The organism is Methanothermobacter thermautotrophicus (genome assembly GCF_014889545.1).
Taxonomy (GTDB): domain Archaea; phylum Methanobacteriota; class Methanobacteria; order Methanobacteriales; family Methanothermobacteraceae; genus Methanothermobacter; species Methanothermobacter thermautotrophicus_A.
On the sequence record NZ_QKOF01000001.1, the window covers coordinates 37,049 to 59,954 of the forward strand.

Genomic DNA, 22,906 nt, shown 5'->3' on the forward strand with positions numbered 1-22,906 from the left:
ACGGTGATTCGATGAGGAAAAAATTTAAAAGACAGGAATACGCCCGATACAAGAAATTAGGGGAAAAATGGAGGAGGCCCAAGGGCAGAACAAGCAAGATGAGGAGGTACGAGAAGGGTAAACCTGCGATGCCTGCAATCGGCTACAGGAAACCAAGGGAAGTCAGGGGTCTCCACCCATCAGGATACGAGGATGTCCTGGTTTCCAACATGGAGGAACTTGAGGCACTGGACCCTGAAAAACAGGCTGCAAGAATAGCTTCAGCAGTGGGTACCAGAAAGAAAAACCTGATGCTTGAGAAGGCAAGGGAACTTGGCATCAAGGTTCTCAACCCGTAGAGGAGGACTGGAAGGGGCCTTATTTTCCAGTCCAGCGAAAAAACTTTTTAAGGGGATGCCCGGAATTTTTCGGGTTTATCAGCAAATGCTGAATACAAGGAGGTTTCTTGAATGAATCTTACTACTCAGAAGAGATTAGCTGCAGATATACTCAAGGTAGGGGTTAACAGGATATGGATAGACCCTGAAAGGATAGATGAGGTTTCAAGGGCAATAACAAGGGACAGTGTGAAGCAGCTAATAAAGGATGGCGCAATAAAGGCCAAACCCAAGAAGGGCATAAGCAGCTACAGGTCAAAGAAGATAGCCCAGCAGAAGAAGAAGGGACGAAGAAGGGGACCTGGAAGTATAAAGGGTGCGAAGGGTGCCAGAAGACCCAAGAAGGATGAGTGGATGACCACCATAAGGGCACTGAGAAAGGACCTCAAGGAGATGAGGGACAACCGCGAAATAAACAAGAGCACCTACCGTAAACTATACAAGATGGCCAAGGGCGGAGCCTTTAAGAGCAAATCTTACATGAAGACCTATGCCCGGGACCACGACATGCTCAGGTAGGAGGGATTTGATTGGCACATGGACCAAGATACAAGCTGGCATTTAGAAGAAGAAGGGAAGGTAAAACTGATTACCGGGCCCGCTACAAAATGGTAGAAACAGGTAAATCAAGGTTCGTCGTCAGGATAACGACATATCATGTCATTGCACAGATAATCAACGTGGGCAGGGACGGAGATGAGACACTTGTCTCAGCCCACTCAAAACAGCTCCAGAAGATGGGATGGCTTGGAGGCACAAGCAACACAGCAGCAGCCTACCTCACAGGTTACCTGTGCGGTAAGAGGGCCCTGAAGGAGGGTATAGATGAGGCAGTCCTCGACATAGGACTAAGACCAGCCATCAGGGGCTCAAAGGTATTCGCTGCACTCAAGGGGGCTGTTGACGCAGGACTCAGTATACCGCACGGTGAATCAGTGCTGCCCGATGAATCAAGAATCAGGGGAGAACACATAAGGGAGTACGCAGAATCCCTTGATGAGGAAGAACTCAGGAAGAGGTTTTCAAAGTACCTTGAAAGGGGTCTTTCCCCTGTGGATCTGCCGGAACACTTTGATGAAATCAAAAAGAGAATAGATGAAGAGGTATGATTATGAACTTCAACATGGAGGAATGGGAGCCAAGGACACAGCTGGGACGCCTTGTAAAGGAGGGTGTCATAACAAGCATCGATGAGATCTTCGAAGAGGGACACCCCATAATGGAACTTGAGATAATCGATGCACTGCTTCCTGACCTTGAGGAGGAGGTCATCGACGTCAACCTTGTCCAGAGGATGCACAAGTCAGGGAGAAAGGTTAACTTCAGGGTTATAGTTGCAGTTGGTAACAAGGATGGATACGTTGGACTTGGACAGGGTAAGGCAAGGGAGGTTGGCCCTGCCATCAGGAAGGCAGTTGACGATGCAAAGTTCAACATAATAAAGGTCAGAAGAGGATGCGGTGACTGGGGATGTGTCTGTGGAAGGGAACACACTGTACCCTTCAAGGTCTCCGGTAAGAGCGGAAGTGTCCGCGTGACCCTCATACCAGCACCGGGTGGTGTTGGACTTGCAATAGGTGACGTGGGCAAGACCATAATGAGACTTGCGGGTATAGACGATGTATGGTCACATACACGCGGACAGACACAGACCACAGTTAACTTCGCCAGGGCAACCTTCGACGCCCTCAAACAGCTGAGCAAAGTAAAGGCAAGCGAGAAGGACCTTAAGAACCTCGGTGTTTGCAGTACCTGAAGGTGATTCTAGATGTTCGCAGTAGTAAGGGTAAGGGGATCAGCAGGTGTTCGAAGGGACATAGCTGACACCATGGAAATGTTAAGACTCAACAGGATAAACCACGCCGTCCTGGTTGAGGACACACCCAGCTACCTTGGCATGCTCCAGAAGGCCAAGGACTACATAACCTGGGGTGAAGTCGACCAGGAAACCCTGACAGCCATGATAAGGAAGAGGGGAAGACTCGTCGGGGGAGAGAGGATAACCGATGAGTACATAAATGAGAAAACCGCTTACGGTTCAATTGATGAGTTCGCTGCAGCCGTCTTCAAAGGCGAGATTAAACTTGAGGAAGCAGGAATAAAACCTGTATTCAGACTGCACCCCCCAAGAAAGGGATATGAAGGTGTGAAAAAGGCCTTCAATGAGGGTGGAAGCCTCGGATACCGCGGCGAAAAGATAAATGACCTTTTGAAGAGGATGATCTAGGGAGGAATCACTCATGATCAGGAAAAGACGAAAGATCACAAGGATGAGGGGCTCACGCACCGTCGGTGGAGGATGCTCCAAGAAGAGGAGGGGAGCAGGTCACCGCGGTGGTAGAGGACAGGCAGGTGGGCACAAACACCACTGGACATGGATAGTCAAGTATGACCCAAAACACTTCGGTAAATATGGCTTCAAGAGGCCCCAGAAACTCATAAAGAGGCTGGAAACAGTTAACCTGGCCTGCCTGGATGAAATGATACCTGAACTCCTTGAGAAGGGAGTTGCATCTGAGAAGGATGGAATGGTGTTACTGGATGTTCGCGACCTTGGATTCGAGAAGGTCCTTGGAAGCGGGAGGATCACAAGGCCCGTCCATCTGAAGGCATACGAGTTCTCCAGGAGCGCAACCGAGAAGATCGAAGAGGCTGGAGGAAAGGCTGAAGTCATAGAGTAAACCGGCTGACAAGGAGTGGAGCAGTTGAAGGAAAAATTTGAACCCCTATTCTCAGTCCTCCCCCAGGTAAAGTCACCTGGTTACAGGGTACCCTTCAGGGAGAAACTCAAATGGACGGGTATAATCCTCGTACTGTATTTCTTCCTGGCCCAGATACCCCTCTATGGTTTGAGTGCAAATGCTGTGGACCAGTTCGCCCAGCTAAGGGCAGTGCTCGCAGGAAACTTTGGTTCAATACTCACACTTGGTATAGGTCCAATAGTATCAGCATCAATCATACTTCAGCTCCTGGTAGGGGGTAAGATCCTTAAACTTGACCTTTCAAGGCATGAGGATAAGGCGTTTTTCCAGGGACTGCAGAAGCTCCTTGCCATGGTATTCACATTCTTCGAGGCCCTGATATTTGTACTCACAGGGTCACTGGCACCATCAGCTCCACAGTTTGCCTGGATCCTCATACTCCAGCTCACCATCGGAGGTATACTCATAATATTCCTTGATGAGGTGGTTTCTAAGTGGGGATTCGGCAGTGGTGTTGGACTCTTCATTGCAGCGGGTGTATCCCAGGAGATAATAGTGGGTGCCTTCAACCCGCTCTCAGCACCCACCCAGCCAGGGGTGCCTGCGGGTAGAATAACAGGTTTCCTCTACCTGCTGTTCACAGGACAGTCACCGGACTTCCAGTACTATGTGCTACCTGTGCTGGCCCTCATAGGTGTGTTCCTGGTGGTTGTATATGCAGAGAGTATGCGTGTTGAGATACCCATATCCATGGGTGGAGGTAAGAGGCTATCAAGGGGTGCTGTTGGAAAGTATCCCCTCAGGTTTATCTATGCGAGTAACATGCCAGTTATACTCACAAGCGCCCTCCTCCTCAACGTCCAGCTCATGGCCACAGTCTTCCAGAAACTTGGATACCCCATACTGGGTACCGTCAGCAATGGACAGGCAGTTGACGGGCTGGCATATCTCCTGACAGCTCCCAGATCAATAGACGCCCTCATACTCGACCCCTTCAAGGTTATATTCTATGCAGTTGTATTCATCGGTCTCTGCGTCCTCTTCGCCTGGCTGTGGGTTGAGATAAGTAACATCGGCCCGAGGCATGTTGCAAACCAGCTCTATCAGATGGGTATGCAGATACCTGGCTTCAGGAGCAGCAGGAGCCAGTTTGAGAAGATACTTAAACGCTACATACCCACCATAACCATACTTGGCGGGGCATTTGTGGGGCTCCTTGCATTCGTGGCCGACCTCACGGGTTCACTTGGCGGAGGAACAGGTGTACTTCTCACTGTGGGTATAGTTTACAGACTCTATGAGGAGATAGCCCAGGAACAGCTCATGGACATGCACCCGATACTTCGAAGCTTCCTGGGTGATTAGAACTAAATTGGAAGTGGTACCATGAAGGTTGTTGTAGTTGCAGGAATACCTGGTTCAGGAAGCACAACGGTCCTTGAGAACACCCTTAAGGAGCTTGACTATCTTAATGTGAACTACGGGGACGTCATGCTTGGGATAGCAGTTGAGAGGGGCCTTGTTGAAAACAGGGATCAGATGAGGACACTCCCACCAGAGGTCCAGAAGGATATACAGAGGGCTGCTGCGAAAAGTATAAGAGAAAGGTCACTGGAGAATAATATAATCGTCGACACACACTGCACCATAAAGACGCCCGCTGGTTTTCTGCCAGGTCTTCCAGTATGGGTCCTTGAGGAACTGGAACCTGACATGTTTGTGCTTATTGAAGCCGATGCAGAGGAGATCTTCACAAGGAGAATAAGTGACAAAACAAGGGACAGGGATGTGGAGTCCCTGCAGGAGATTGACCTCCATCAGCAGATGAACAGGGCCGCTGCCATGGCCTATGCAACACTCACAGGTGCAACGGTCAAGATTGTTAAGAACCACAACAACCAGCTTGAGTCTGCAGTCAGTGAGATGAAAAGCGTGCTGGAGTAAGGTAAAGAGGAAAATAAAATGGTGCTTGAAATTATTTACGGGGCGCTGAATGCTGTGTTCGGTCCTTTCATTGCAATGGACCCGAATCCACAGAACCCCATCTTAACGGTGTTCCTGATATCGACCATAGTGGCCTTCGTAATAACCCTGGCCAACAAGCTCCTTGTGGACCAGGAGAGACTGGAGGAGCTCAAGGTTGAAATGCAGGAATTCCAGCAGGAGATGATGGAGGCAAGGAAGAAGAATGACATGGCTGCGCTGGAGGAGATCCAGAAGAAACAGATGGAGTTCATGGATAAGCAGCGTGAAATGATGACCATGTCATTCAAGCCGATGATAGTCACATTCATACCTATAATCCTTGTCTTCTACTGGATGGGACAGGAGCCACACATAGTCAAGACCCTGGTCATACTACCCCAGGTCGCATACTATGTCCTCCTCGTCCCCCTGTGGCACATGTTCTATGGCATGCCACCAAACGCCCCATCCTATGCCATAGGATGGCTTGGATGGTACATATTATGCTCCTTTGCCATGTCCCAGATATTCAGGAAGTTCATGGGACTTAAAGGTGGAATGTAAGGTTATGGAGAGATAGAAATGCCAGAGTTAAGATACAGATCCAGATCATATAAGAGAATCTTCAAGAGAACACCCGGAGGAAGAACAGTTATCCATTACCGCAGAAAGAAGCCATCAAAGCATGTATGTGCTGGCTGCGGAAAGCCACTCCACGGTGTTCCAAGAGGAAGACCCTACGAAATAAGAAAACTCTCAAAATCCAAGAAGAGGCCCAACCGACCATACGGTGGTTACTACTGCTCAAGCTGCGCACGCAAAGTCTTTAAGAAAGAGGCAAGGTCATAATGATCATAACCATCGGTGGTCTGGCCGGGACCGGCACAACAACAGTTGCCAGGATCCTCTCCGAGAGGACGGGTATTCCATGTGTATCTGCTGGAGACGTCTTCAGGCAGATGGCTGCTGAGAGGAAACTTGACATCCTCGAGTTCAGCAGGATTGCAGAGGAAAACCCTGAAATTGACATTGAAATTGACAGGAGACAGGCCAGACTTGCAGATGAACACGATGACCTCATACTTGAGGGCAGACTATCTGCACACTTCGCAAGGGCCGACCTCAAGGTGCTACTCATAGCACCCTTTGATGTGAGGGCCCAGCGCATAGGTGTCCGGGAATCCAAGGACATTGAAACAGTTAAGGAGGAAATCCGGATACGTGAGAGGAGCGAGGCCCAGAGGTACAGGGAGATTCATGGAATAGACGTGGATGACCTCGAGGTATATGACATTGTGATAAACACCAGCCGTTTTGACGCCGAGGGCGTGGCTGACATCATACTAAAAGTTACTGAGGTGATTTAATGGCAGCAATAGAAGTTGGAAGAGTATGTGTAAAAACCGCAGGAAGAGAAGCCGGTGAGAAATGCGTGATACTCGATATCATCGACAAAAACTTCGTGGAAGTTGTGGGTGTTAACGTTAAAAACAGAAGGTGCAACGTTAACCACCTGGAACCCACAGAGAATAAGATAGAAATCAAGTCGGATGATCTTGAGGAGATAAAGAAGGAACTCGAATCCCTTGAATAAATCCACCTCTTTTTTTTGCAGGTATCCCTCATGGCAAACTTCATTGAACTAAAGGAGACCACCACAAACCCTGAATACGGGTGCCCACCGGATGAGCGGGACATGGAGACCCACATATCCATGGGTGTTGTGAACCTTGATAAACCATCGGGTCCCACATCCCATCAGGTTGATTCATGGGTCAGGGACATGCTCCACGTGGAGAAGGTGGGACACGGCGGCACACTCGACCCGAAGGTCACGGGTGTGCTCCCCCTGGGAATAGACAGGGCCACAAGGGTCATGCAGCTCCTCCTGGAGGCTCCTAAGGAGTACGTTTGCCTCATGAGGGTCCACAGGGAGGTGGATGAGGAAAGGATAAGGGAGGTCATCGGGGAATTTCAGGGAAAGATATTCCAGATACCCCCACTGAAATCAGCGGTTAAAAGGGATCTCCGTGTCAGAACCATCTACCGTGTGGATATACTGGAGGTGGATGGTCAGGATGTCCTTTTCAGGATAGCCTGTGAGGCAGGGACCTATGTGAGGAAGTACTGCCACGATGTTGGCGAGGCCCTTGGTGTGGGCGCCCACATGGCTGAACTCAGACGCACAGTCGTGGGACCCTTCACAGAGGGGGGCCTTGTGACACTCCATGACCTCAAGGACGCCTACCAGTTCTGGGTTGAGGATGGAGATGAAACATTCCTGAGGGAGTGCATCCTGCCCATGGAGTTTGCCGTGGGTCACCTACCCCGCGTGGTTATCATGGACTCGGCGGTTGACGCCATATGCCATGGCGCTGATCTTGCACGTGGCGGCATAGCCGGCCTTGATGACAGCATAGCAAGGGGGGACACAGTCGCCATCATGACCCTCAAGGGTGAACTGGTGGGTGTTGGCGAGGCATCCATGTCTGCACTGGATATTGCAGCTGCAGATGGAGGTCTTGTTATTGAAACCCGCAAGGTCTTCATGGAACCGGGGACCTACCCGAGGATGTGGCGCTAGAAACTGACGGCAGCAATACTTAAATAGATGTCATAATATACAGTTATATGATACATCGTGTGCCGGGATAGCCTAGCCAGGTAAGGCGCAAGACTGGAAATCTTGTGGAGCTTTGCTCCTCCTGGGTTCAAATCCCAGTCCCGGCGTCGGTTAATGCAACCCTGTTGCACCTACGACTCTTATGAAGAATTCGCAAACCCCCGTCCCGCGAATTCACTCTTACTGGAGGTTAATGAATGGAAGAAGAATTCAAACATATGGTTCGTATTGCCAGAAAGGACATTGATGGTAATAAGACCATGGAAAATGCCCTTACAAGTATAAAGGGCGTTGGCAAGGCTCTTTCAAGGGCAATAATCATGTCAGCAGGATACGATCTCAATCAGAGAATAGGCTACCTCTCCGATGAAGAAATAGAGAGGCTTGAAGAGGCAATAAAGAACCCCGCAAAGTACAACATCCCATCATGGATGATTAACAGGCGTAACGATTACGAGACAGGCGAGGACAAGCACCTCATAGAATCTGACCTTGACATGTGCCTCAGAGAGGATCTCAACAGGATGAGGAAAACAAGGAGCTACAAGGGAAGAAGACACGAACTTGGACTACCTGTCAGGGGACAGAGGACAAAGTCAACATTCAGGAAAGGCTCCTCAGTTGGTGTGAGAAGGAAGAAGAGATAGTTAAGGAGATGTTAAAATGGGACACCCACGTAAGGCAAGGAAAAAGTATGATACTCCACCTCACCCATGGAACGCTGAAAGGATAAAGGAAGAAAACAGGCTCGTGGCAAAGTACGGCCTCAAGAACAAGAAGGAAGTCTGGAAAGCAGAGACAATGGTGAGGAGATACAGGAGGGACGCAAGGTACCTCCTCGGTATGGCCAGTGAACACACCAAAAAGGAGAGGGAACAGCTCCTGGGTCACCTGGTCAGAACAGGAATACTCAACGAGGGCGCCAAACTTGAGGACGTCCTTGACCTGACAGTGGAGGACGTTCTCAGGAGGAGACTCCAGACACTGGTCCACAAGAGGGGACTTGCAAGGACCGTGAAGGAGGCCAGACAGATGGTCATCCACGGCCACATAGCCCTTGACGGAAGGAAAATCGACGCCCCTGGATACATAGTTAAAAGGGGAGAAGAGGATAAGATAGGGTTCTACCCATCATCCCCAATGAAAAAACAGATCGAAGCAGCCCAGGACGCTGAATAATTTCAGGGAGAGATAACATGGCTGAGAAGGAAAAATGGGGAATTGCAAACATTTACTCATCATTCAACAACACGATAATCACCATAACAGACATAACCGGTGCAGAGACCATAACACAGTGGTCCGGTGGTAAGGTCGTGAGGGCGGACCGTCAGGAGTCCTCACCCTTCGCTGCAATGGAGGCTGCAACGAGGGCAGCTGACGATGCAAAGGAGAAGGGCATCACTGGACTCCACATAAAGGTCAGGGCTCCTGGTGGAAACGGTCCAAGGACACCTGGACCTGGTGCACAGGCAGCCATAAGGGCGCTGGCAAGGGCTGGAATGAGGATAGGTAAAATTGAGGATGTAACTCCCATACCTCACGATGGAACAGGCAGGCCTGGAGGTAAGAGGGGAAGAAGGGTCTAAAATGGATATTGCTCTTAAGGAAAAAACTGATACCGAAATGGTCTTTGTGGTCAGCGGCGTCACAGTTCCATTCATAAATGCCATAAGGAGGATCTGCATGATGGAGGTCCCCAAACTGGCGATTGAATACGTTAACATGTACCGGAACGACGCCAAGATGTTCGATGAGGTACTGGCCCACAGACTGGGACTTGTACCCCTTGCAGCTGACCCTGAATTTGCTGAATCCCTTAAAATGCCTGAGGAGTGCGATTGTGAGGAGTACTGCTCAGAGTGCAGTGTATCCCTCACCCTCAGGAAGGAGGGCCCGGGTGTTGTTTACTCAGGTGACCTTGTCTCAGAGACACCCGCAGTTAAACCGGTTTACCCTGACATCCCCCTTGTGAAGCTTGAAGATGATGACGAGCTTGAACTGGAGGCTGTCGCACAGCTGGGTGTGGGAATGGAACATGCGAAATGGGAGCCCACAACAGCATGCGCATACAAGTACTACCCGAAGATAGAGTTCACTGAAGACTGTGACGAGTGCCTTGAATGCATCGAGGCATGTCCGAGGGATGTTCTTGGAGAGGAGTCAGGTAAGCCAATGGTTATTGACGTTGAGAACTGCTCGATGTGTAAGAGCTGTGTCAGGGCATGTGATAAGAGGGCCATAGATGTGGGATACGAGGAAGGCAAGTTCATATTCAGGATAGAGACCGACGGATCAGTTGACCCAAGGGATGTCCTCCTCAAGGCATGTGACATCCTCAGGGACAAGGCAGAGCGGGTAATAACATTTTGTGAAGGAGGCTAACCATGGTAAGGAAGATTACCAAGACGAATCCCAATCTTATAAAACTCATACGTAATCTCAGGAAAAAATCATCCCAGGAGGGCGCAGCAATCTGGAAGGATGTTGCAAGGAGACTCGAGAGGCCCACAAGGAACAGGGCCGCAGTCAATATTTCAAAGATAAACAGGCACTCAGATGAGGATGAAACGGTTCTAGTGCCTGGAAAGGTCCTTGGAAGCGGGAACCTTGACCACAGGGTCCAGGTTGTTGCCCTGTCATTCTCACAGACAGCAAGGGATAAGATCGAGAGGGCCGGCGGAGAGTGCCTGACACTCGGAAAAATTGTTGAAGAGACCCCGGCCATTAAGAACATAAAGATAATAGAATAGGTGTTGCTCATGATCATCAATGGAGAAGGACATATCCTTGGAAGACTGGCAAGTGTCGTCAGCAAGAAGCTCCTTGAGGGGGAGGAAGTGATTGTCTTAAATGCCGAGAAAATCGTAATCACAGGTTCAAAGGAATGGGCATACAGCAAGTACAAGCAGAGGATCGACAGGGCCAGCATATCCAACCCCCGGAGGATGGGTCCCAAGTACCCCAGAAGGCCCGATGACATATTCAGAAGGACAGTCAGGGGCATGTTACCCTACAAGAAATCGAAGGGAAGAGAAGCCTTCAAGGGCCTGAAGGCCTATGTGGGTATTCCCCGCGAATTCAAGGACGAGGAAATGATTGAAATACCCGATGCAAAGGCAGGAAACATAAAGAAGGGCATGGAACTTGGAGAGATCTCAGAACTTCTGGGTGCTAAATTCTAGATAGGGAGTGTAATCATGAAGAAGGTTATTCACACAAGCGGCAAAAGGAAAACCGCCATTGCAAGGGGGACCATCAGGGAAGGTAAGGGTAGAGTGAGGATCAACAGGGTCCCTGTTGAACTCTACACACCTGAACTTGCAAGGCTCAAGATCATGGAACCACTGAAGCTTGCCGGCGACATTGTAAATGATGTTGACATAAACGTCAGGGTCGTTGGTGGAGGCATCGTTGGACAGGCAGAGGCTGCAAGGATGGTCATCGCCAGGGGACTCGTGGACTGGACCAGCGACATGGACCTCAAGGAGAAGTTTGTACAGTACGACAGAACAATGCTGGTGGGAGACCCCAGACGTTCAGAGCCCAAGAAGTACGGTGGCCGCGGCGCCCGTGCAAGGAGACAGAAGAGTTACAGGTAGATCAATCGATAACTTTATATATTTTTATTTTATAAACTAAAGAGTAGAATGATTCAGTATGATTCCAGTAAGATGTTTAAGCTGCGGAAAACCGGTATCAGCCTATTTCAATGAGTATCAGAAGAGAGTGGCTGATGGAGAGGACCCCAAGGACGTGCTTGATGACCTGGGCCTCAAGAGGTACTGCTGCAGACGGATGTTAATTTCACATGTTGAGACATGGTAGGGGACCGTAGGGTAGCTTGGTCCATCCTCCCAGCCATTGAAGAAGTTTCCGGACTTTTCAACTGGAACGGGGATGGTCAGCACCGGAACGCTGGAGACCCGAGTTCAAATCTCGGCGGTCCCATCAAACCAAAAAAATCCAAGAACCTCTATTTTAAGTTTTTCTTGGAGGCATATGCATATGGCGTCAAAAAAACTCACACGTTTTGAAAGGGCTAGGCTGATAGGTGCCAGAGCACTCCAGATATCGATGGGCGCAAGGCCACTCGTTGAGATCAGGGAGTCACTGGACCCTGTTGACATAGCCAGAAAGGAACTTGAAAAGAAGGTTATGCCACTGGATGTTAGAAGAGACAAATAAACTCTAATAAACCACTATTTTTCAGTCTGGAGTTTATTGTGAGGTGTTTTAATGGAAAGTATTATTGAAGATGTTAGAGTGAGAAAAATTCTTGACAGCAGGGGAAACCCCACGGTTGAGGTTGATGTTATAACCTGGAACGGCTTTGGAAGGGCTGCAGCCCCCAGCGGTGCAAGTACAGGTTCCAGGGAAGTCGCGGCCTTCCCATCAGGGGGGGTTGATGAGATAATAACAGAGGTTGAGGATATAATCTCATCAGAACTCATAGGAATGGATGCAGTGGACCTCCAGGACATAGACCTTGTCCTGAAGGAGATTGATGGGACCGAAAACCTCTCATCCCTGGGAGGTAACACTGTGGTGGCTGTTTCAATGGCAACTGCAAAGGCAGCCGCATCATCCTACAACATGCCCCTCTACAGGTTCCTCGGAGGGAACCTTGCAACATCCATACCCTACCCCCTGGGTAACATGATAAACGGTGGGGCCCACGCAGGAAAAAACGCCCCCGACATACAGGAGTTCCTTGTTGTACCTGTGGGTGCTGAGGACATAACAGAGGCTGTTTTCACAAATGCAGCAGTACATAAAAGGATAAGGGAGCTCATACAGAAGAAGGACCCATCCTTTGCAGGCGGTAAGGGCGATGAGGGCGGATGGGTGCCCAGCCTGTCAAACATTGACGCACTGGAGATACAGACCACGGCCTGTGAGGAGGTCACAGATGAACTCGGTGTTGAGGTGAGACCCTCACTGGACTTTGCAGCCAGCGAATTCTGGGACCCTGAAATCGAGAAGTACGTCTACATGCAGGAGAACATCCAGAGGGACACCGGTGAACAGATAGAGTTTGTCAGGGAGATAATTGAAACATATAACATGTACTTCATTGAGGACCCCATCCATGAGGGAGACCTCGAGGGCTTCGCCGAGCTAACATCCCTGGTCGGTGATCGCTGCATAATATGTGGTGACGATGTCTTCGTGACCAACAGGGAGATACTCAGGGAGGGCATAGAGATGGGCGCAGCCAATGCCATAATCATCAAGCCCAACCAGATAGGCACCCTCACAGACACCTACCTCACAGTCAAACTGGCCCTCGAGAACAGGTACACCCCTGTGGTTTCACACAGGTCCGGTGAGACAACTGATGATACAATAGCCCACCTTGCAGTGGCCTTCGGAGCACCCCTCATAAAGACCGGTGCAATAGGCGGTGAGAGGATAGCCAAACTCAACGAACTCATACGCATACAGGAAGAGATTCCATATTCAAGGATGGCTGACCTGCCATTTCAAGATTAAACTTATTTGAGGTGATAGATTGTCAGAACTACTAATACCACTGGACAAATACCTTGCAGCAGGACTGCACATTGGAACACAGCAGAAAACAGCTGATATGGAGAAGTACATTTACCGCGTGAGATCAGACGGACTCTACGTCCTCGACATAAGGAAGACCAATGACAGGGTAATCGCAGCTTCCAAGTTCCTTTCAAAGTATGAACCTGATGACATCCTCGCCGTTTCAACAAGGCAGTATGGACAGGAACCTGTGAGGAAATTCGGTGAAGTTACAGGTGCAAGGACCATACCTGGAAGGTTCATACCAGGCACACTCACAAACCCCAACTATGCAAAGTTCATTGAACCTGAGGTCCTGGTCGCCACAGATCCAAGATCCGATTCACAGGCAATAATCGAGGCCAAACAGATAGGCATACCTGTGGTGGCCCTCTGTGACACTGAAAACCTCCTCGGGAATGTAGACATAGCAATACCCGTCAACAACAAGGGACGTAAGGCCATAGCACTGGTTTACTGGTTACTGGCAAGGCAGTTCCTCCGTGAGAAGGGAATACTCAAGGAGGATGAGGACCTGGACATACCTCCAACGGAGTTTGAACTGAAGATCTAGAAGTGATCACATGATAAGGAGACCTGCAGTGGCGGGAGCTTTCTATGAACGGGACCCAGGGGCCCTCAGAAGGCGCATCGAGTGGTGCTTTAAACATGAACTTGGCCCCGGCACCCTCCCGGTGATGGGGTCCGCAAGGATGATAAAGGGGGTGATCGCCCCCCACGCAGGTTACATGTATTCGGGACCCGTGGCAGCCCACGCCTACCATGAGCTGGTATCCGATGGGATATCCGAGACCCTCGTGATACTCTGCCCTAACCACACAGGGATGGGGTCAGGTGTATCGCTTATGCACAGGGGTGCATGGGAGACGCCCCTAGGTACAGTGGAGATCGACTCAGAGCTTGCAGGGGCAATTGTAGGGGAATCAGGGATCATCGACCCGGATGAGACAGCACACCTCGCCGAGCACAGCTGTGAGGTTCATGTACCCTTCGTCCAGTACTTCACAGGTGATTTCAGAATAGTACCGGTTACCATGTGGATGCAGGACCATGAGACGGCTGCTGATGTTGGACATGCAGTCGCATCAGCCATCAGGGAGACCGGAAGGGATGCAGCCATCATCGCAAGCACAGACTTCACACACTACAGTCCACAGGACCTTGCTGAGGCCACCGACAGGAGAATCATTGAAAGGATAACTGCCATGGATGATACAGGCATGTACGGTGTTATCACTGAACTAAACGCAACCATGTGCGGTTATGGGCCTGTGGCGGCCACCATAATAGCCTCAAGGATTCTTGGAGCCACAGAATGCAACCTGCTGAGCTATGCAACAAGCGGGGATGTTACCGGTGACCGCAGTTCGGTGGTGGGCTACGCCTCACTTGTCCTGAGATAAAGGTGAAAAATTGAAGTCGTCGGCATCCGCACCTGCCAAGGCCATTCTTTTTGGTGAACACGCGGTGGTCTACGGCAAACCGGCAATTGCAGCTGCCATAGACCGCAGGGTGACTGTAACCGTAAGTGAATCCAGCAGCACCCATGTAACCATCCCCTCCCTTGGTATAGAACACATTTCAGATAGACCAGCCGGTGGCATCCTGGACTACATCGGGAGGTGCCTCGAGCTTTACCATGACTCATCACCCCTTGATATACTCGTGGAGATGGAGATACCCGCAGGTTCAGGCCTTGGATCGTCGGCTGCACTCACCGTTGCAATGATAGGCGCCCTCGACAGGTACCATGGAAGGGACCATGGACCCGGGGAGACAGCCGCCAGGGCCCACAGGGTGGAGGTTGATGTACAGGGAGCCGCAAGCCCCCTTGACACGGCCATCAGCACCTATGGGGGCCTGGTGTACCTTGACAGCCAGAGGAGGGTGAATAAGTTTGAGGCCGACCTGGGGGACCTTGTCATAGCCCACCTTGACTACTCCGGGGAAACAGCCAGGATGGTTGCCGGGGTGGCAGAGAGGTTCAGGAGATTTCCGGATATCATGGGGCGGATAATGGACACAGTTGAGGACATCACCAACACAGCATACAGGGAACTCCTCAGGAACAACACAGAGCCCATTGGGGAGCTCATGAACCTCAACCAGGGGCTGCTGGACTCCATGGGCGTATCCACACGTGAACTTTCAATGATGGTCTATGAGGCAAGGAATGCAGGGGCAGCGGGTTCAAAGATCACGGGTGCCGGCGGTGGCGGGAGCATAATAGCCCACTGCCCCGGATGCATGGATGATGTTGTCAGGGCCCTTAACAGGAACTGGAAGGCCATGAAGGCCAGTTTTTCACCTGAGGGACTCATCTAATATTCACAGGGTGCATATGTAATGATCATTCTCAAGCTTGGTGGAAGTGTAATTACCAGGAAGGACTCTGAGGAACCTGCAATAGACAGGGATAACCTTGAGAGGATAGCCTCAGAGATAGCTAACGCTTCACCATCATCATTGATGATAGTGCACGGCGCAGGATCCTTCGGCCACCCCTTTGCAGGGGAGTACAGGATAGGCTCAGAGATAGAGAATGAAGAGGACCTCAAACGCCGACGGTTTGGATTTGCACTGACCCAGAACTGGGTTAAAAAGCTCAACAGTCATGTATGCGACGCGCTCCTTGCTGAGGGAATTCCAGCAGTTTCAATGCAGCCATCAGCCTTCATAAGGGCCCATGGTGGCCGCATAAGCGATGCTGATATCTCAATGATCAGATCATACCTCCATGAGGGTATGGTTCCAGTGGTCTATGGGGACGTTGTACTTGACACAGACAGCAGGGTGAAATTTTCAGTGATATCAGGGGACCAGCTGATAAACCACTTCTCCATGAGGCTGATGCCTGAGAGGGTCATACTTGGAACAGATGTGGATGGTGTCTACACAAGGAACCCGAAGAAGCACCCCGATGCAAGGCTCCTTGATGTTATAAAATCCATCGATGACCTGGAATCCCTGGACGGGACACTGAACACCGACGTCACTGGTGGAATGGTTGGTAAGATAAGGGAACTCCTTCTGCTTGCAGAGAAGGGTGTGGAATCTGAGATAATTAATGCTGCAGTGCCAGGAAATATTGAGAGAGCCCTCCTGGGAGAGGAGGTAAGGGGCACAAGGATCATAGGGGAACATTGAAGACTTCACGATTATCAATCAACATTCAAAGGATGTTATAATTGAGGGAAAACTTTTAAAGGGCGTTAAAACATGATTTCGGACAGGAAACTGGAGCATCTAATCCTGTGCGCCAGCTGTGATGTTGAGTACAGGAAGAAGACAGGCTTCGAGGATATTGAGATAGTTCACAGGGCCGTGCCTGAAATAAATAGGGAAAAGATAGATATAAGCCTCGAATTTCTCGGTAAGGAGTTATCATCCCCTGTGATGATAAGTGCAATCACAGGCGGCCACCCTGCCTCCATGAAGATAAACAGGGAGCTTGCAAGGGCGGCAGAGAAACTTGGAATAGCACTTGGACTTGGAAGTCAGAGGGCAGGGGTTGAGCACCCTGAACTTGAGGGGACCTACACCATAGCAAGGGAGGAGGCACCCTCAGCAATGCTCATAGGAAATATTGGAAGTTCACACACAGAATACGCTGAAAGGGCCGTTGAAATGATAGATGCAGACGCCCTTGCAGTGCACCTCAACCCCCTACAGGAGTCCATCCAGCCTGGAGGAGACGTTGACTCATCAGGGGCCCTTGAATCCATATCATCAATAGTTGAGTCAGTGGACGTCCCGGTAATGGTGAAGGAGACAGGGGTGGGGATATGCTCAGAGGACGCCATTGAACTTGAATCCTGTGGTGTGTCAGCCATAGATGTTGCAGGTGCAGGAGGCACCAGCTGGGCTGCCGTCGAAACATACCGGGCGGACGACCGGTACCTCGGAGAACTCTTCTGGGACTGGGGCATACCAACCGCTGCAAGCACAGTGGAGGTGGTAGAATCTGTCAGCATACCCGTAATAGCATCAGGGGGTATCAGGAGCGGGATCGACGCCGCCAAGGCAATATCCCTCGGCGCAGAAATGGTGGGAATCGCACTCCCGGTCCTTGAAGCAGCAGGGCATGGTTACCGCGATGTTATTAAGGTAATTGAGGGATTCAATGAGGCCCTCAGGACTGCAATGTACCTTGCAGGTGCAGAGACACTTGAGGATCTTAAAAAATCACCAATCATAATCACAGGCCAGACAAGAGAATGGCTGAACGAAAGGGGCTTTGAAACTAAAAAATACGCCAGGAGGTCATAATTTGAGCGTAGAAGTAATTGCGATCGGCGGATACGAGGAAGTTGGTAAGAACATGTCCGCCGTTAAGGTAGGAGACGACGTTGTAATATTTGACATGGGGATTCACCTTGACAGGGTTCACATACATGAGGACACTGATATAGCAAGGATGCACAGCCTTGACCTGATTGAGAGGGGGGTTATACCCGACGACACCCTCATGAAGGACGTGGACGGGAAGGTAAGGGCCATAGTATTCACCCACGGCCACCTTGACCATATAGGTGCCGTTGCAAAACTCGCCCACAGGTACCAGGCACCCATAATAGCAACACCATACACCATAGCACTCATAGAGAGAACAATAAAGGCCGAGAGGAAGTTCAACGTCCTGAACACACTCCAGGTGCTGAACGCCGGGGAGAAGTGTCAGATATCACCGGGCATAACCCTGGAGTTCATCCAGTCAACCCACAGTATACCACAGTCCGTGATAGCAGCCCTCCACACACCAGAGGGCATAATAGTCTATGCACTGGACTTCAAATTCGACGACCACCAGAAGATATCCCCACCACCAGACTACCACCGCCTCAGGGAACTCGGGAGGAAGGGAGTCCTCGCCATGATAGTGGAGACCACAAGGGCCAATGAGAAGCAGGAGGTCAAGACCCACTCAGAGAAGGTTGCAAGGATAGTCCTGGAGGACATAATGAAGAACCCCCTGGAGGAGAAGACAGGGATGATCGTGACAACCTTCTCATCCCACATGGAGCGTATACAGGCCATCAGTGACATAGCATCAAAGAGCGACAGGCAGATGCTCCTCCTGGGAAGGTCAATGGAGCGCTACTGTGGACTGGCAGAGGCCATGGGGATACTGAAACTCCCTGAGAATGCAAGCATATATGGAAGTCCCAAGGCGGTTAACAGGGCCCTTGCACGTGCAGAGGCAAAGCGTGAGGACTACCTACTCATAACCACAGGGCATCAGGGAGAACCAGACGCGCTCCTCCCAAGGATAGCCAATGCAAAGACCCAGTTCAGGGTCCAGAGGGGTGACAATGTTGTGATATCAGCCCCGGTAATCCCTAACCCCATGAACGTGGCCAACAGGAACCTCATGGAGAGGCGTCTGGCATCAAGCGGTGCCAGGATCTACACCAACGCCCACGTATCCGGGCATGCAGGGAGGGAGGACCACAGGGACTTCATAAGGATGCTGAACCCCATGCACATAATACCCGCCCATGGCGACCTCAGCATGCTCTCAGCCTATACAGAGATAGCAGAGGAGGAGGGCTACAAGCTGGGTAACGATATACACATCCTGAGGAATGGACAGGCACAGGTCTTTAATGGAGGTATCCGATGATGGAAGTAGTGGATATTCTAAGGAAGTACTCTGAAATAGCTGATGAGAGGATAAGGGAGTCAATCAGTGACATAACACCCGAAACACTCCTGAAGGCATCCGAACACCTCATCACAGCAGGCAGTAAGAAGATAAGGCCATCACTGGCCCTTTTAAGTGCCGAGGCCGTCGGCGGAGAGCCAGAGGATGCTGCAGGTGTTGCAGCGGCCATAGAACTTATCCACACATTCTCACTCATCCACGATGATATAATGGATGACGACGAGATCAGACGTGGAGAACCAGCCGTACATGTCCTCTGGGGAGAACCCATGGCCATACTCGCCGGGGATGTTCTCTTCTCAAAGGCCTTCGAGGCGGTTATCAGGAACGGGGACTCTGAAAGGGTGAAGGACGCCCTTGCAGTTGTCGTTGACTCATGCGTAAAAATATGTGAGGGCCAGGCCCTTGACATGGGATTCGAGGAGAGACTGGACGTCACAGAGGATGAATACATGGAGATGATCTACAAGAAGACAGCGGCCCTCATTGCAGCCGCAACAAAGGCCGGGGCAATAATGGGCGGCGGTTCACCCCAGGAGATCTCAGCCCTCGAGGACTACGGCAGGTTCATCGGCCTAGCATTCCAGATACACGACGACTACCTTGACGTGGTGAGTGACGAGGAATCCCTGGGCAAACCCGTGGGCAGCGACATAGCAGAGGGCAAGATGACCCTCATGGTTGTGAAGGCACTTGAGAGGGCATCAGATGAGGACAGGGAGAGGCTGATATCCATCCTGGGATCCGGGGACGATAAACTTGTGGCAGAGGCCATAGACATCTTCGAACGATACGGGGCAACAGAATATGCCCACGGCGTCGCCCTGGACCATGTGAGGATGGCAAAGGAGCGCCTCGAGGTACTTGAGGAATCGGATGCAAGGGAAGCCCTCGCAATGATAGCCGACTTCGTCCTTGAAAGGGAACACTAGGTGGTGCCAGTGGAGGACCTTGTCTACAGGTACGCCCTCATGAACGCAGTTAAACACAGGGGAAGGGCTAACCCAGGGGCAGTTATGGGGGCGGTCATGAGCAACGAACCGGAACTCAGGAAGAGGGCACCCCAGGTTAAGGAAGCGGTTGAGGCTGCAGTTGAGAGGGTCAACAGTTTAAGCCCGGAGGAACAGAAGGAGGAGATGGAGAGGCTGGGCCTTGAGATCACCGAGAGGAAACAGAAGAAGAGGAGGGGCCTGAAGGAACTTCCAGGGGCAGAGGGAGACGTGGTACTCAGGTTCGCCCCCAACCCCAGCGGACCCCTCCACATAGGCCATGCAAGGGCCGCTATCCTCAACCATGAATATGCAAGGAGATATGGCGGCAGACTCATCCTGAGGATCGAGGACACAGACCCTCGCAGGGTTGACCCGGAGGCCTATGATATGATCCCGGCTGACCTTGAGTGGCTGGGCATCGCATGGGATGAGACGGTCATCCAGAGTGACCGAATGGAGACCTACTATGAGTACACAGAGAAACTCATAGAGATGGGCGGTGCCTATGTATGCACATGCAGCCCTGAGGAGTTCAGGGGACTCAAGAACAGGGGAGAGGCGTGCCACTGCAGGTCCCTCGGCGTCAAGGAGAACCTCCAGCGATGGAGGGAGATGTTTGAGATGAATGAGGGTTCAGCCGTTGTGAGGGTTAAGACGGACCTTAACCACCCCAACCCCGCCATAAGGGACTGGGTATCAATGAGGATCGTTGAAGCGGAGCACCCCCGCACAGGTACACGCTACAGGGTCTACCCGATGATGAACTTCTCAGTGGCGGTTGATGACCACCTCCTCGGCGTGACACACGTCCTGAGGGGTAAGGACCACCTGGCAAACAGTGAGAAGCAGGAGTACCTCTACAGACACCTCGGATGGGAGCCCCCTGAATTCATACACTACGGGCGCCTGAAGATGGATGACGTTGCACTCAGCACCTCAGGGGCCCGTGAGGGCATCCTCAGGGGTGAGTACTCTGGCTGGGACGATCCACGCCTCGGAACCCTGAGGGCCATTGCAAGGAGGGGTATAAGGCCGGAGGCCATAAGGAAGCTGATGATTGAAATAGGAGTGAAGATAGCAGACTCCACAATGAGCTGGAAGAAGATATACGGCCTTAACAGGGGTATACTCGAGGAGGAGGCCAGGAGGTACTTCTTCGCTGCAGATCCCGTTAAGCTTGAAGTTTTAGGTTTACCCGGACCTGTGAGGGTTGAAAGGCCCCTCCACCCGGACCACCCTGAACTCGGGAACAGGGTCCTTGAACTGAGGGATGAGGTCTACCTTCCAGGTGACGACCTTGAGGAGGGACCGCTGCGCCTCATAGACGCTGTTAATGTGATCTACTCTGGGGGTGAGTTGAGGTACCACAGTGAAGGGATCGATGAGGCCCGTGAACTCGGCGCTTCAATGATACACTGGGTACCTGCAGACTCCGCCCTGGAGGCAGAGGTCGTCATGCCGGACGCATCAAGGGTGAGTGGATTCATTGAGGCCAACGCATCAGGGCTGGAGGTTGATGATGTTGTCCAGCTCGAAAGGTTCGGCTTCGCCCGCCTGGATTCTCTTGATGGTGGGATGGTATTCTACTATGCCCACAAATGATTTTTCATTTTCCCGGACAATACATCTTTGGTTATCCTGAGATGGAACCTTCTACTTTTCATCCAGAGAAATGCACAGAAGCAGAGGACAGCAATTTTTATTAGCCCCTGCAGACTACATGATAATATCATTCTTCTCGTGATTAACTTCTGGAGGATAGATCATGGTGACCGTAAACGAGAACTACCTGCTACTTAAAAGCAGCTACATATTCTCTGAGATAAACAGGAGAGTTGAGGAATTCCAGAGAAAAAACCCTGACGCCGATATAATCAGGATGGGTATAGGTGATGTTACAAGGCCCCTCCCCAGGGCCGTCGTGGAGGCCTTCCACAGGGCCGTTGATGAGATGGCCGAGGAGGAGACATTCAGGGGCTACGGGCCTGAACAGGGATACCCCTTCCTTAGGGAGGCCATAGCAGAGAACGACTACGCCTCAAGGGGAGTTGATGTCACGGCTGATGAGATATTCATAAGCGACGGTGCCAAGTGCGACACAGGGAACATCCAGGAGATCTTCGGACTCGACAACGTGGTCGCAGTCACAGACCCTGTGTACCCTGTTTACGTTGAGAGCAACGTCATGGCAGGCCGGGCCGGTCCGGCAGACGATGAGGGGAGGTACAGTGGACTCGTCTACCTACCCTGCACAGAGGAGAACAGCTTCATACCCTCCCTCCCCGAGGAGAAGGTAGATCTAATATACCTCTGCTACCCCAACAACCCCACAGGCACAACACTAACAGAGAAACAGCTTGCTGAGTGGGTGGACTATGCAAGGGACAATGGCAGCCTGATACTCTTCGATGCAGCCTACGAGGCCTACATCCAGGAGGATGGGATACCACACAGCATATACGAGGTTGAAGGTGCAAGGGAGGTTGCAATTGAGTTCAGGAGCTTCTCAAAGAACGCTGGCTTCACAGGTACAAGGTGCGCCTTCACGGTTGTGCCTGAGGAACTTGAGGTCCCGGACAGCAGCGGGAGGATGCACTCTGTGAGGGAGCTCTGGAACAGGCGCCAGACAACCAAGTTCAATGGAGTGTCCTACCCGGTCCAAAGGGCTGCAGAGGCCGTCTACACACCAGAGGGACAGAGGGAGATAGGGGAATCCATAGATTACTACATGGAGAATGCCCGGATAATAAGGGAGAGCCTTGAAAGGGCGGGTTTAAGGTACTATGGTGGTGTAAACGCCCCCTACATCTGGATAAAGGTGCCGGAGGGAATGGACTCCTGGCAGTTCTTTGACACACTCCTCAATGATGCCGAGGTTGTTGGAACACCTGGCTCAGGGTTCGGGCCAAGCGGTGAGGGATACTTCCGTCTCACAGCCTTCAACTCCCTCAGGAACACTGTGAGGGCCATGGAGAGGATATCCGGGCTGAGCTTCTAGGTGATACTGATTGTTGGTGGTAGAG

32 protein-coding genes and 2 tRNA genes are annotated in these 22,906 nt (G+C 51.2%); all 34 read left to right on the top strand.

Features of this window, described 5'->3' with window-relative positions; translation table 11 throughout:
• Positions 1-11 precede the first annotated feature (11 nt).
• The 34 genes from DNK57_RS00245 (at position 12) to DNK57_RS00410 (ending at position 22,881) form a co-directional block, all read left to right on the top strand.
• Positions 12-338 carry a 50S ribosomal protein L32e gene (locus DNK57_RS00245; RefSeq protein WP_192961067.1) on the top strand — a complete coding sequence of 109 codons (327 nt, stop codon included), beginning with the start codon at positions 12-14 and terminating at the stop codon, positions 336-338.
• Between the two features lie 111 nt (positions 339-449).
• A complete protein-coding gene (locus DNK57_RS00250) occupies positions 450-896 on the top strand; it encodes a 50S ribosomal protein L19e (RefSeq protein WP_192961068.1) in 447 nt (148 codons plus the stop codon).
• An 11-nt stretch (positions 897-907) separates the two neighbouring features.
• Positions 908-1,486, top strand: coding sequence for a 50S ribosomal protein L18 (locus tag DNK57_RS00255; protein WP_192961069.1), 579 nt, complete (start codon positions 908-910; stop codon positions 1,484-1,486).
• Between the two features lie 2 nt (positions 1,487-1,488).
• Positions 1,489-2,133, top strand: coding sequence for a 30S ribosomal protein S5 (gene rpsE / locus DNK57_RS00260; protein WP_192961070.1), 645 nt, complete (start codon positions 1,489-1,491; stop codon positions 2,131-2,133).
• A 12-nt stretch (positions 2,134-2,145) separates the two neighbouring features.
• The gene (gene rpmD, locus DNK57_RS00265) at positions 2,146-2,604 is read left to right on the top strand and encodes a 50S ribosomal protein L30 (RefSeq protein WP_192961071.1); all 459 of its coding nucleotides are present in this window, start codon (positions 2,146-2,148) and stop codon (positions 2,602-2,604) included.
• 13 nt (positions 2,605-2,617) lie between these two features.
• The gene (locus DNK57_RS00270) at positions 2,618-3,058 is read left to right on the top strand and encodes an uL15m family ribosomal protein (RefSeq protein ID WP_192961072.1); all 441 of its coding nucleotides are present in this window, start codon (positions 2,618-2,620) and stop codon (positions 3,056-3,058) included.
• Between the two features lie 15 nt (positions 3,059-3,073).
• Positions 3,074-4,444 (top strand): preprotein translocase subunit SecY, encoded by a 1,371-nt coding sequence (secY, locus tag DNK57_RS00275; protein ID WP_192961073.1) that lies wholly within the window; start codon positions 3,074-3,076, stop codon positions 4,442-4,444.
• Between the two features lie 21 nt (positions 4,445-4,465).
• Positions 4,466-5,023: an adenylate kinase gene (locus DNK57_RS00280; RefSeq protein WP_192961074.1), complete on the top strand. Its 558-nt coding sequence runs from the start codon at positions 4,466-4,468 to the stop codon at positions 5,021-5,023.
• Positions 5,024-5,041: 18 nt separating this feature from the next.
• Positions 5,042-5,608: an EMC3/TMCO1 family protein gene (locus tag DNK57_RS00285; protein ID WP_192961075.1), complete on the top strand. Its 567-nt coding sequence runs from the start codon at positions 5,042-5,044 to the stop codon at positions 5,606-5,608.
• Positions 5,609-5,626: 18 nt separating this feature from the next.
• Entirely contained in the window at positions 5,627-5,893 is a 267-nt protein-coding gene (locus tag DNK57_RS00290) for a 50S ribosomal protein L34e (protein WP_013295338.1), read from the top strand.
• Entirely contained in the window at positions 5,893-6,411 is a 519-nt protein-coding gene (gene cmk, locus DNK57_RS00295) for a (d)CMP kinase (protein WP_192961076.1), read from the top strand. The genes DNK57_RS00290 and cmk overlap by 1 nt, the downstream gene beginning before the upstream one ends.
• Complete coding sequence (locus DNK57_RS00300) at positions 6,411-6,638, top strand: 50S ribosomal protein L14e (RefSeq protein ID WP_192961077.1); 228 nt, start codon at positions 6,411-6,413, stop codon at positions 6,636-6,638. Before cmk ends, DNK57_RS00300 begins: the two co-directional genes overlap by 1 nt.
• 30 nt (positions 6,639-6,668) lie before the next feature.
• Entirely contained in the window at positions 6,669-7,628 is a 960-nt protein-coding gene (locus DNK57_RS00305) for an RNA-guided pseudouridylation complex pseudouridine synthase subunit Cbf5 (RefSeq protein ID WP_192961171.1), read from the top strand.
• A 61-nt stretch (positions 7,629-7,689) separates the two neighbouring features.
• A tRNA-Ser gene (locus tag DNK57_RS00310) sits at positions 7,690-7,774 on the top strand.
• 90 nt (positions 7,775-7,864) lie between these two features.
• The gene (locus DNK57_RS00315; RefSeq protein WP_013295342.1) at positions 7,865-8,314 is read left to right on the top strand and encodes a 30S ribosomal protein S13; all 450 of its coding nucleotides are present in this window, start codon (positions 7,865-7,867) and stop codon (positions 8,312-8,314) included.
• Positions 8,315-8,330: 16 nt separating this feature from the next.
• Positions 8,331-8,846 (top strand): 30S ribosomal protein S4, encoded by a 516-nt coding sequence (gene rpsD, locus DNK57_RS00320; protein WP_192961078.1) that lies wholly within the window; start codon positions 8,331-8,333, stop codon positions 8,844-8,846.
• Positions 8,847-8,863: 17 nt separating this feature from the next.
• On the top strand, positions 8,864-9,256 hold the full coding sequence (locus tag DNK57_RS00325) for a 30S ribosomal protein S11 (RefSeq protein WP_192961079.1): 393 nt from the start codon (positions 8,864-8,866) through the stop codon (positions 9,254-9,256).
• Between the two features lies 1 nt (position 9,257).
• Positions 9,258-10,052, top strand: coding sequence for a DNA-directed RNA polymerase subunit D (locus DNK57_RS00330; RefSeq protein ID WP_192961080.1), 795 nt, complete (start codon positions 9,258-9,260; stop codon positions 10,050-10,052).
• 2 nt (positions 10,053-10,054) lie between these two features.
• The gene (locus DNK57_RS00335; RefSeq protein ID WP_192961081.1) at positions 10,055-10,420 is read left to right on the top strand and encodes a 50S ribosomal protein L18e; all 366 of its coding nucleotides are present in this window, start codon (positions 10,055-10,057) and stop codon (positions 10,418-10,420) included.
• 9 nt (positions 10,421-10,429) lie between these two features.
• Positions 10,430-10,852: a 50S ribosomal protein L13 gene (locus DNK57_RS00340; RefSeq protein ID WP_192961082.1), complete on the top strand. Its 423-nt coding sequence runs from the start codon at positions 10,430-10,432 to the stop codon at positions 10,850-10,852.
• A gap of 15 nt (positions 10,853-10,867) precedes the next feature.
• Complete coding sequence (locus tag DNK57_RS00345; protein ID WP_192961083.1) at positions 10,868-11,269, top strand: 30S ribosomal protein S9; 402 nt, start codon at positions 10,868-10,870, stop codon at positions 11,267-11,269.
• 58 nt (positions 11,270-11,327) lie between these two features.
• Complete coding sequence (locus DNK57_RS00350) at positions 11,328-11,495, top strand: DNA-directed RNA polymerase subunit N (RefSeq protein ID WP_013295349.1); 168 nt, start codon at positions 11,328-11,330, stop codon at positions 11,493-11,495.
• Positions 11,496-11,618: transfer RNA gene (locus tag DNK57_RS00355), tRNA-Pro, on the top strand. It begins immediately after the preceding gene.
• Positions 11,619-11,675: 57 nt separating this feature from the next.
• Positions 11,676-11,855, top strand: coding sequence for a DNA-directed RNA polymerase subunit K (locus tag DNK57_RS00360; RefSeq protein ID WP_192961084.1), 180 nt, complete (start codon positions 11,676-11,678; stop codon positions 11,853-11,855).
• 51 nt (positions 11,856-11,906) lie between these two features.
• Positions 11,907-13,163, top strand: a complete 1,257-nt coding sequence (gene eno / locus DNK57_RS00365) for a phosphopyruvate hydratase (RefSeq protein ID WP_192961085.1) — start codon at positions 11,907-11,909, stop codon at positions 13,161-13,163.
• Between the two features lie 19 nt (positions 13,164-13,182).
• Complete coding sequence (gene rpsB, locus DNK57_RS00370; protein ID WP_010875684.1) at positions 13,183-13,779, top strand: 30S ribosomal protein S2; 597 nt, start codon at positions 13,183-13,185, stop codon at positions 13,777-13,779.
• Between the two features lie 10 nt (positions 13,780-13,789).
• The gene (gene amrB, locus DNK57_RS00375; protein WP_192961086.1) at positions 13,790-14,629 is read left to right on the top strand and encodes an AmmeMemoRadiSam system protein B; all 840 of its coding nucleotides are present in this window, start codon (positions 13,790-13,792) and stop codon (positions 14,627-14,629) included.
• Positions 14,630-14,639: 10 nt separating this feature from the next.
• Positions 14,640-15,551, top strand: a complete 912-nt coding sequence (gene mvk, locus DNK57_RS00380; RefSeq protein ID WP_192961087.1) for a mevalonate kinase — start codon at positions 14,640-14,642, stop codon at positions 15,549-15,551.
• A 21-nt stretch (positions 15,552-15,572) separates the two neighbouring features.
• Positions 15,573-16,373 (top strand): isopentenyl phosphate kinase, encoded by an 801-nt coding sequence (locus tag DNK57_RS00385; protein WP_192961088.1) that lies wholly within the window; start codon positions 15,573-15,575, stop codon positions 16,371-16,373.
• A gap of 72 nt (positions 16,374-16,445) precedes the next feature.
• On the top strand, positions 16,446-17,495 hold the full coding sequence (gene fni, locus DNK57_RS00390) for a type 2 isopentenyl-diphosphate Delta-isomerase (RefSeq protein ID WP_192961089.1): 1,050 nt from the start codon (positions 16,446-16,448) through the stop codon (positions 17,493-17,495).
• Position 17,496: 1 nt separating this feature from the next.
• Complete coding sequence (locus tag DNK57_RS00395; RefSeq protein ID WP_192961090.1) at positions 17,497-18,849, top strand: RNase J family beta-CASP ribonuclease; 1,353 nt, start codon at positions 17,497-17,499, stop codon at positions 18,847-18,849.
• Positions 18,846-19,823, top strand: coding sequence for a short chain isoprenyl diphosphate synthase IdsA (idsA, locus tag DNK57_RS00400; RefSeq protein WP_192961091.1), 978 nt, complete (start codon positions 18,846-18,848; stop codon positions 19,821-19,823). The genes DNK57_RS00395 and idsA overlap by 4 nt, the downstream gene beginning before the upstream one ends.
• Entirely contained in the window at positions 19,824-21,485 is a 1,662-nt protein-coding gene (gene gltX / locus DNK57_RS00405; protein WP_192961092.1) for a glutamate--tRNA ligase, read from the top strand.
• Between the two features lie 160 nt (positions 21,486-21,645).
• Positions 21,646-22,881, top strand: a complete 1,236-nt coding sequence (locus tag DNK57_RS00410; protein WP_320056826.1) for an LL-diaminopimelate aminotransferase — start codon at positions 21,646-21,648, stop codon at positions 22,879-22,881.
• Positions 22,882-22,906 lie beyond the last annotated feature (25 nt).

Coding starts and splice junctions, on each gene's coding strand:
- amrB (WP_192961086.1), top strand. CDS start 13,790: ATGATAAGGAGACCTGCAGTGGCGGGAGCTTTCTATGAACGGGACCCA.
- rpmD (WP_192961071.1), top strand. CDS start 2,146: ATGTTCGCAGTAGTAAGGGTAAGGGGATCAGCAGGTGTTCGAAGGGAC.
- eno (WP_192961085.1), top strand. CDS start 11,907: ATGGAAAGTATTATTGAAGATGTTAGAGTGAGAAAAATTCTTGACAGC.
- DNK57_RS00325 (WP_192961079.1), top strand. CDS start 8,864: ATGGCTGAGAAGGAAAAATGGGGAATTGCAAACATTTACTCATCATTC.
- DNK57_RS00360 (WP_192961084.1), top strand. CDS start 11,676: ATGGCGTCAAAAAAACTCACACGTTTTGAAAGGGCTAGGCTGATAGGT.
- cmk (WP_192961076.1), top strand. CDS start 5,893: ATGATCATAACCATCGGTGGTCTGGCCGGGACCGGCACAACAACAGTT.
- rpsE (WP_192961070.1), top strand. CDS start 1,489: ATGAACTTCAACATGGAGGAATGGGAGCCAAGGACACAGCTGGGACGC.
- DNK57_RS00345 (WP_192961083.1), top strand. CDS start 10,868: ATGAAGAAGGTTATTCACACAAGCGGCAAAAGGAAAACCGCCATTGCA.
- DNK57_RS00285 (WP_192961075.1), top strand. CDS start 5,042: ATGGTGCTTGAAATTATTTACGGGGCGCTGAATGCTGTGTTCGGTCCT.
- DNK57_RS00305 (WP_192961171.1), top strand. CDS start 6,669: ATGGCAAACTTCATTGAACTAAAGGAGACCACCACAAACCCTGAATAC.
- DNK57_RS00330 (WP_192961080.1), top strand. CDS start 9,258: ATGGATATTGCTCTTAAGGAAAAAACTGATACCGAAATGGTCTTTGTG.
- DNK57_RS00385 (WP_192961088.1), top strand. CDS start 15,573: ATGATCATTCTCAAGCTTGGTGGAAGTGTAATTACCAGGAAGGACTCT.
- DNK57_RS00250 (WP_192961068.1), top strand. CDS start 450: ATGAATCTTACTACTCAGAAGAGATTAGCTGCAGATATACTCAAGGTA.
- DNK57_RS00270 (WP_192961072.1), top strand. CDS start 2,618: ATGATCAGGAAAAGACGAAAGATCACAAGGATGAGGGGCTCACGCACC.
- fni (WP_192961089.1), top strand. CDS start 16,446: ATGATTTCGGACAGGAAACTGGAGCATCTAATCCTGTGCGCCAGCTGT.
- DNK57_RS00335 (WP_192961081.1), top strand. CDS start 10,055: ATGGTAAGGAAGATTACCAAGACGAATCCCAATCTTATAAAACTCATA.
- DNK57_RS00300 (WP_192961077.1), top strand. CDS start 6,411: ATGGCAGCAATAGAAGTTGGAAGAGTATGTGTAAAAACCGCAGGAAGA.
- DNK57_RS00340 (WP_192961082.1), top strand. CDS start 10,430: ATGATCATCAATGGAGAAGGACATATCCTTGGAAGACTGGCAAGTGTC.
- idsA (WP_192961091.1), top strand. CDS start 18,846: ATGATGGAAGTAGTGGATATTCTAAGGAAGTACTCTGAAATAGCTGAT.
- rpsD (WP_192961078.1), top strand. CDS start 8,331: ATGGGACACCCACGTAAGGCAAGGAAAAAGTATGATACTCCACCTCAC.
- DNK57_RS00350 (WP_013295349.1), top strand. CDS start 11,328: ATGATTCCAGTAAGATGTTTAAGCTGCGGAAAACCGGTATCAGCCTAT.
- DNK57_RS00315 (WP_013295342.1), top strand. CDS start 7,865: ATGGAAGAAGAATTCAAACATATGGTTCGTATTGCCAGAAAGGACATT.
- DNK57_RS00245 (WP_192961067.1), top strand. CDS start 12: ATGAGGAAAAAATTTAAAAGACAGGAATACGCCCGATACAAGAAATTA.
- DNK57_RS00290 (WP_013295338.1), top strand. CDS start 5,627: ATGCCAGAGTTAAGATACAGATCCAGATCATATAAGAGAATCTTCAAG.
- DNK57_RS00280 (WP_192961074.1), top strand. CDS start 4,466: ATGAAGGTTGTTGTAGTTGCAGGAATACCTGGTTCAGGAAGCACAACG.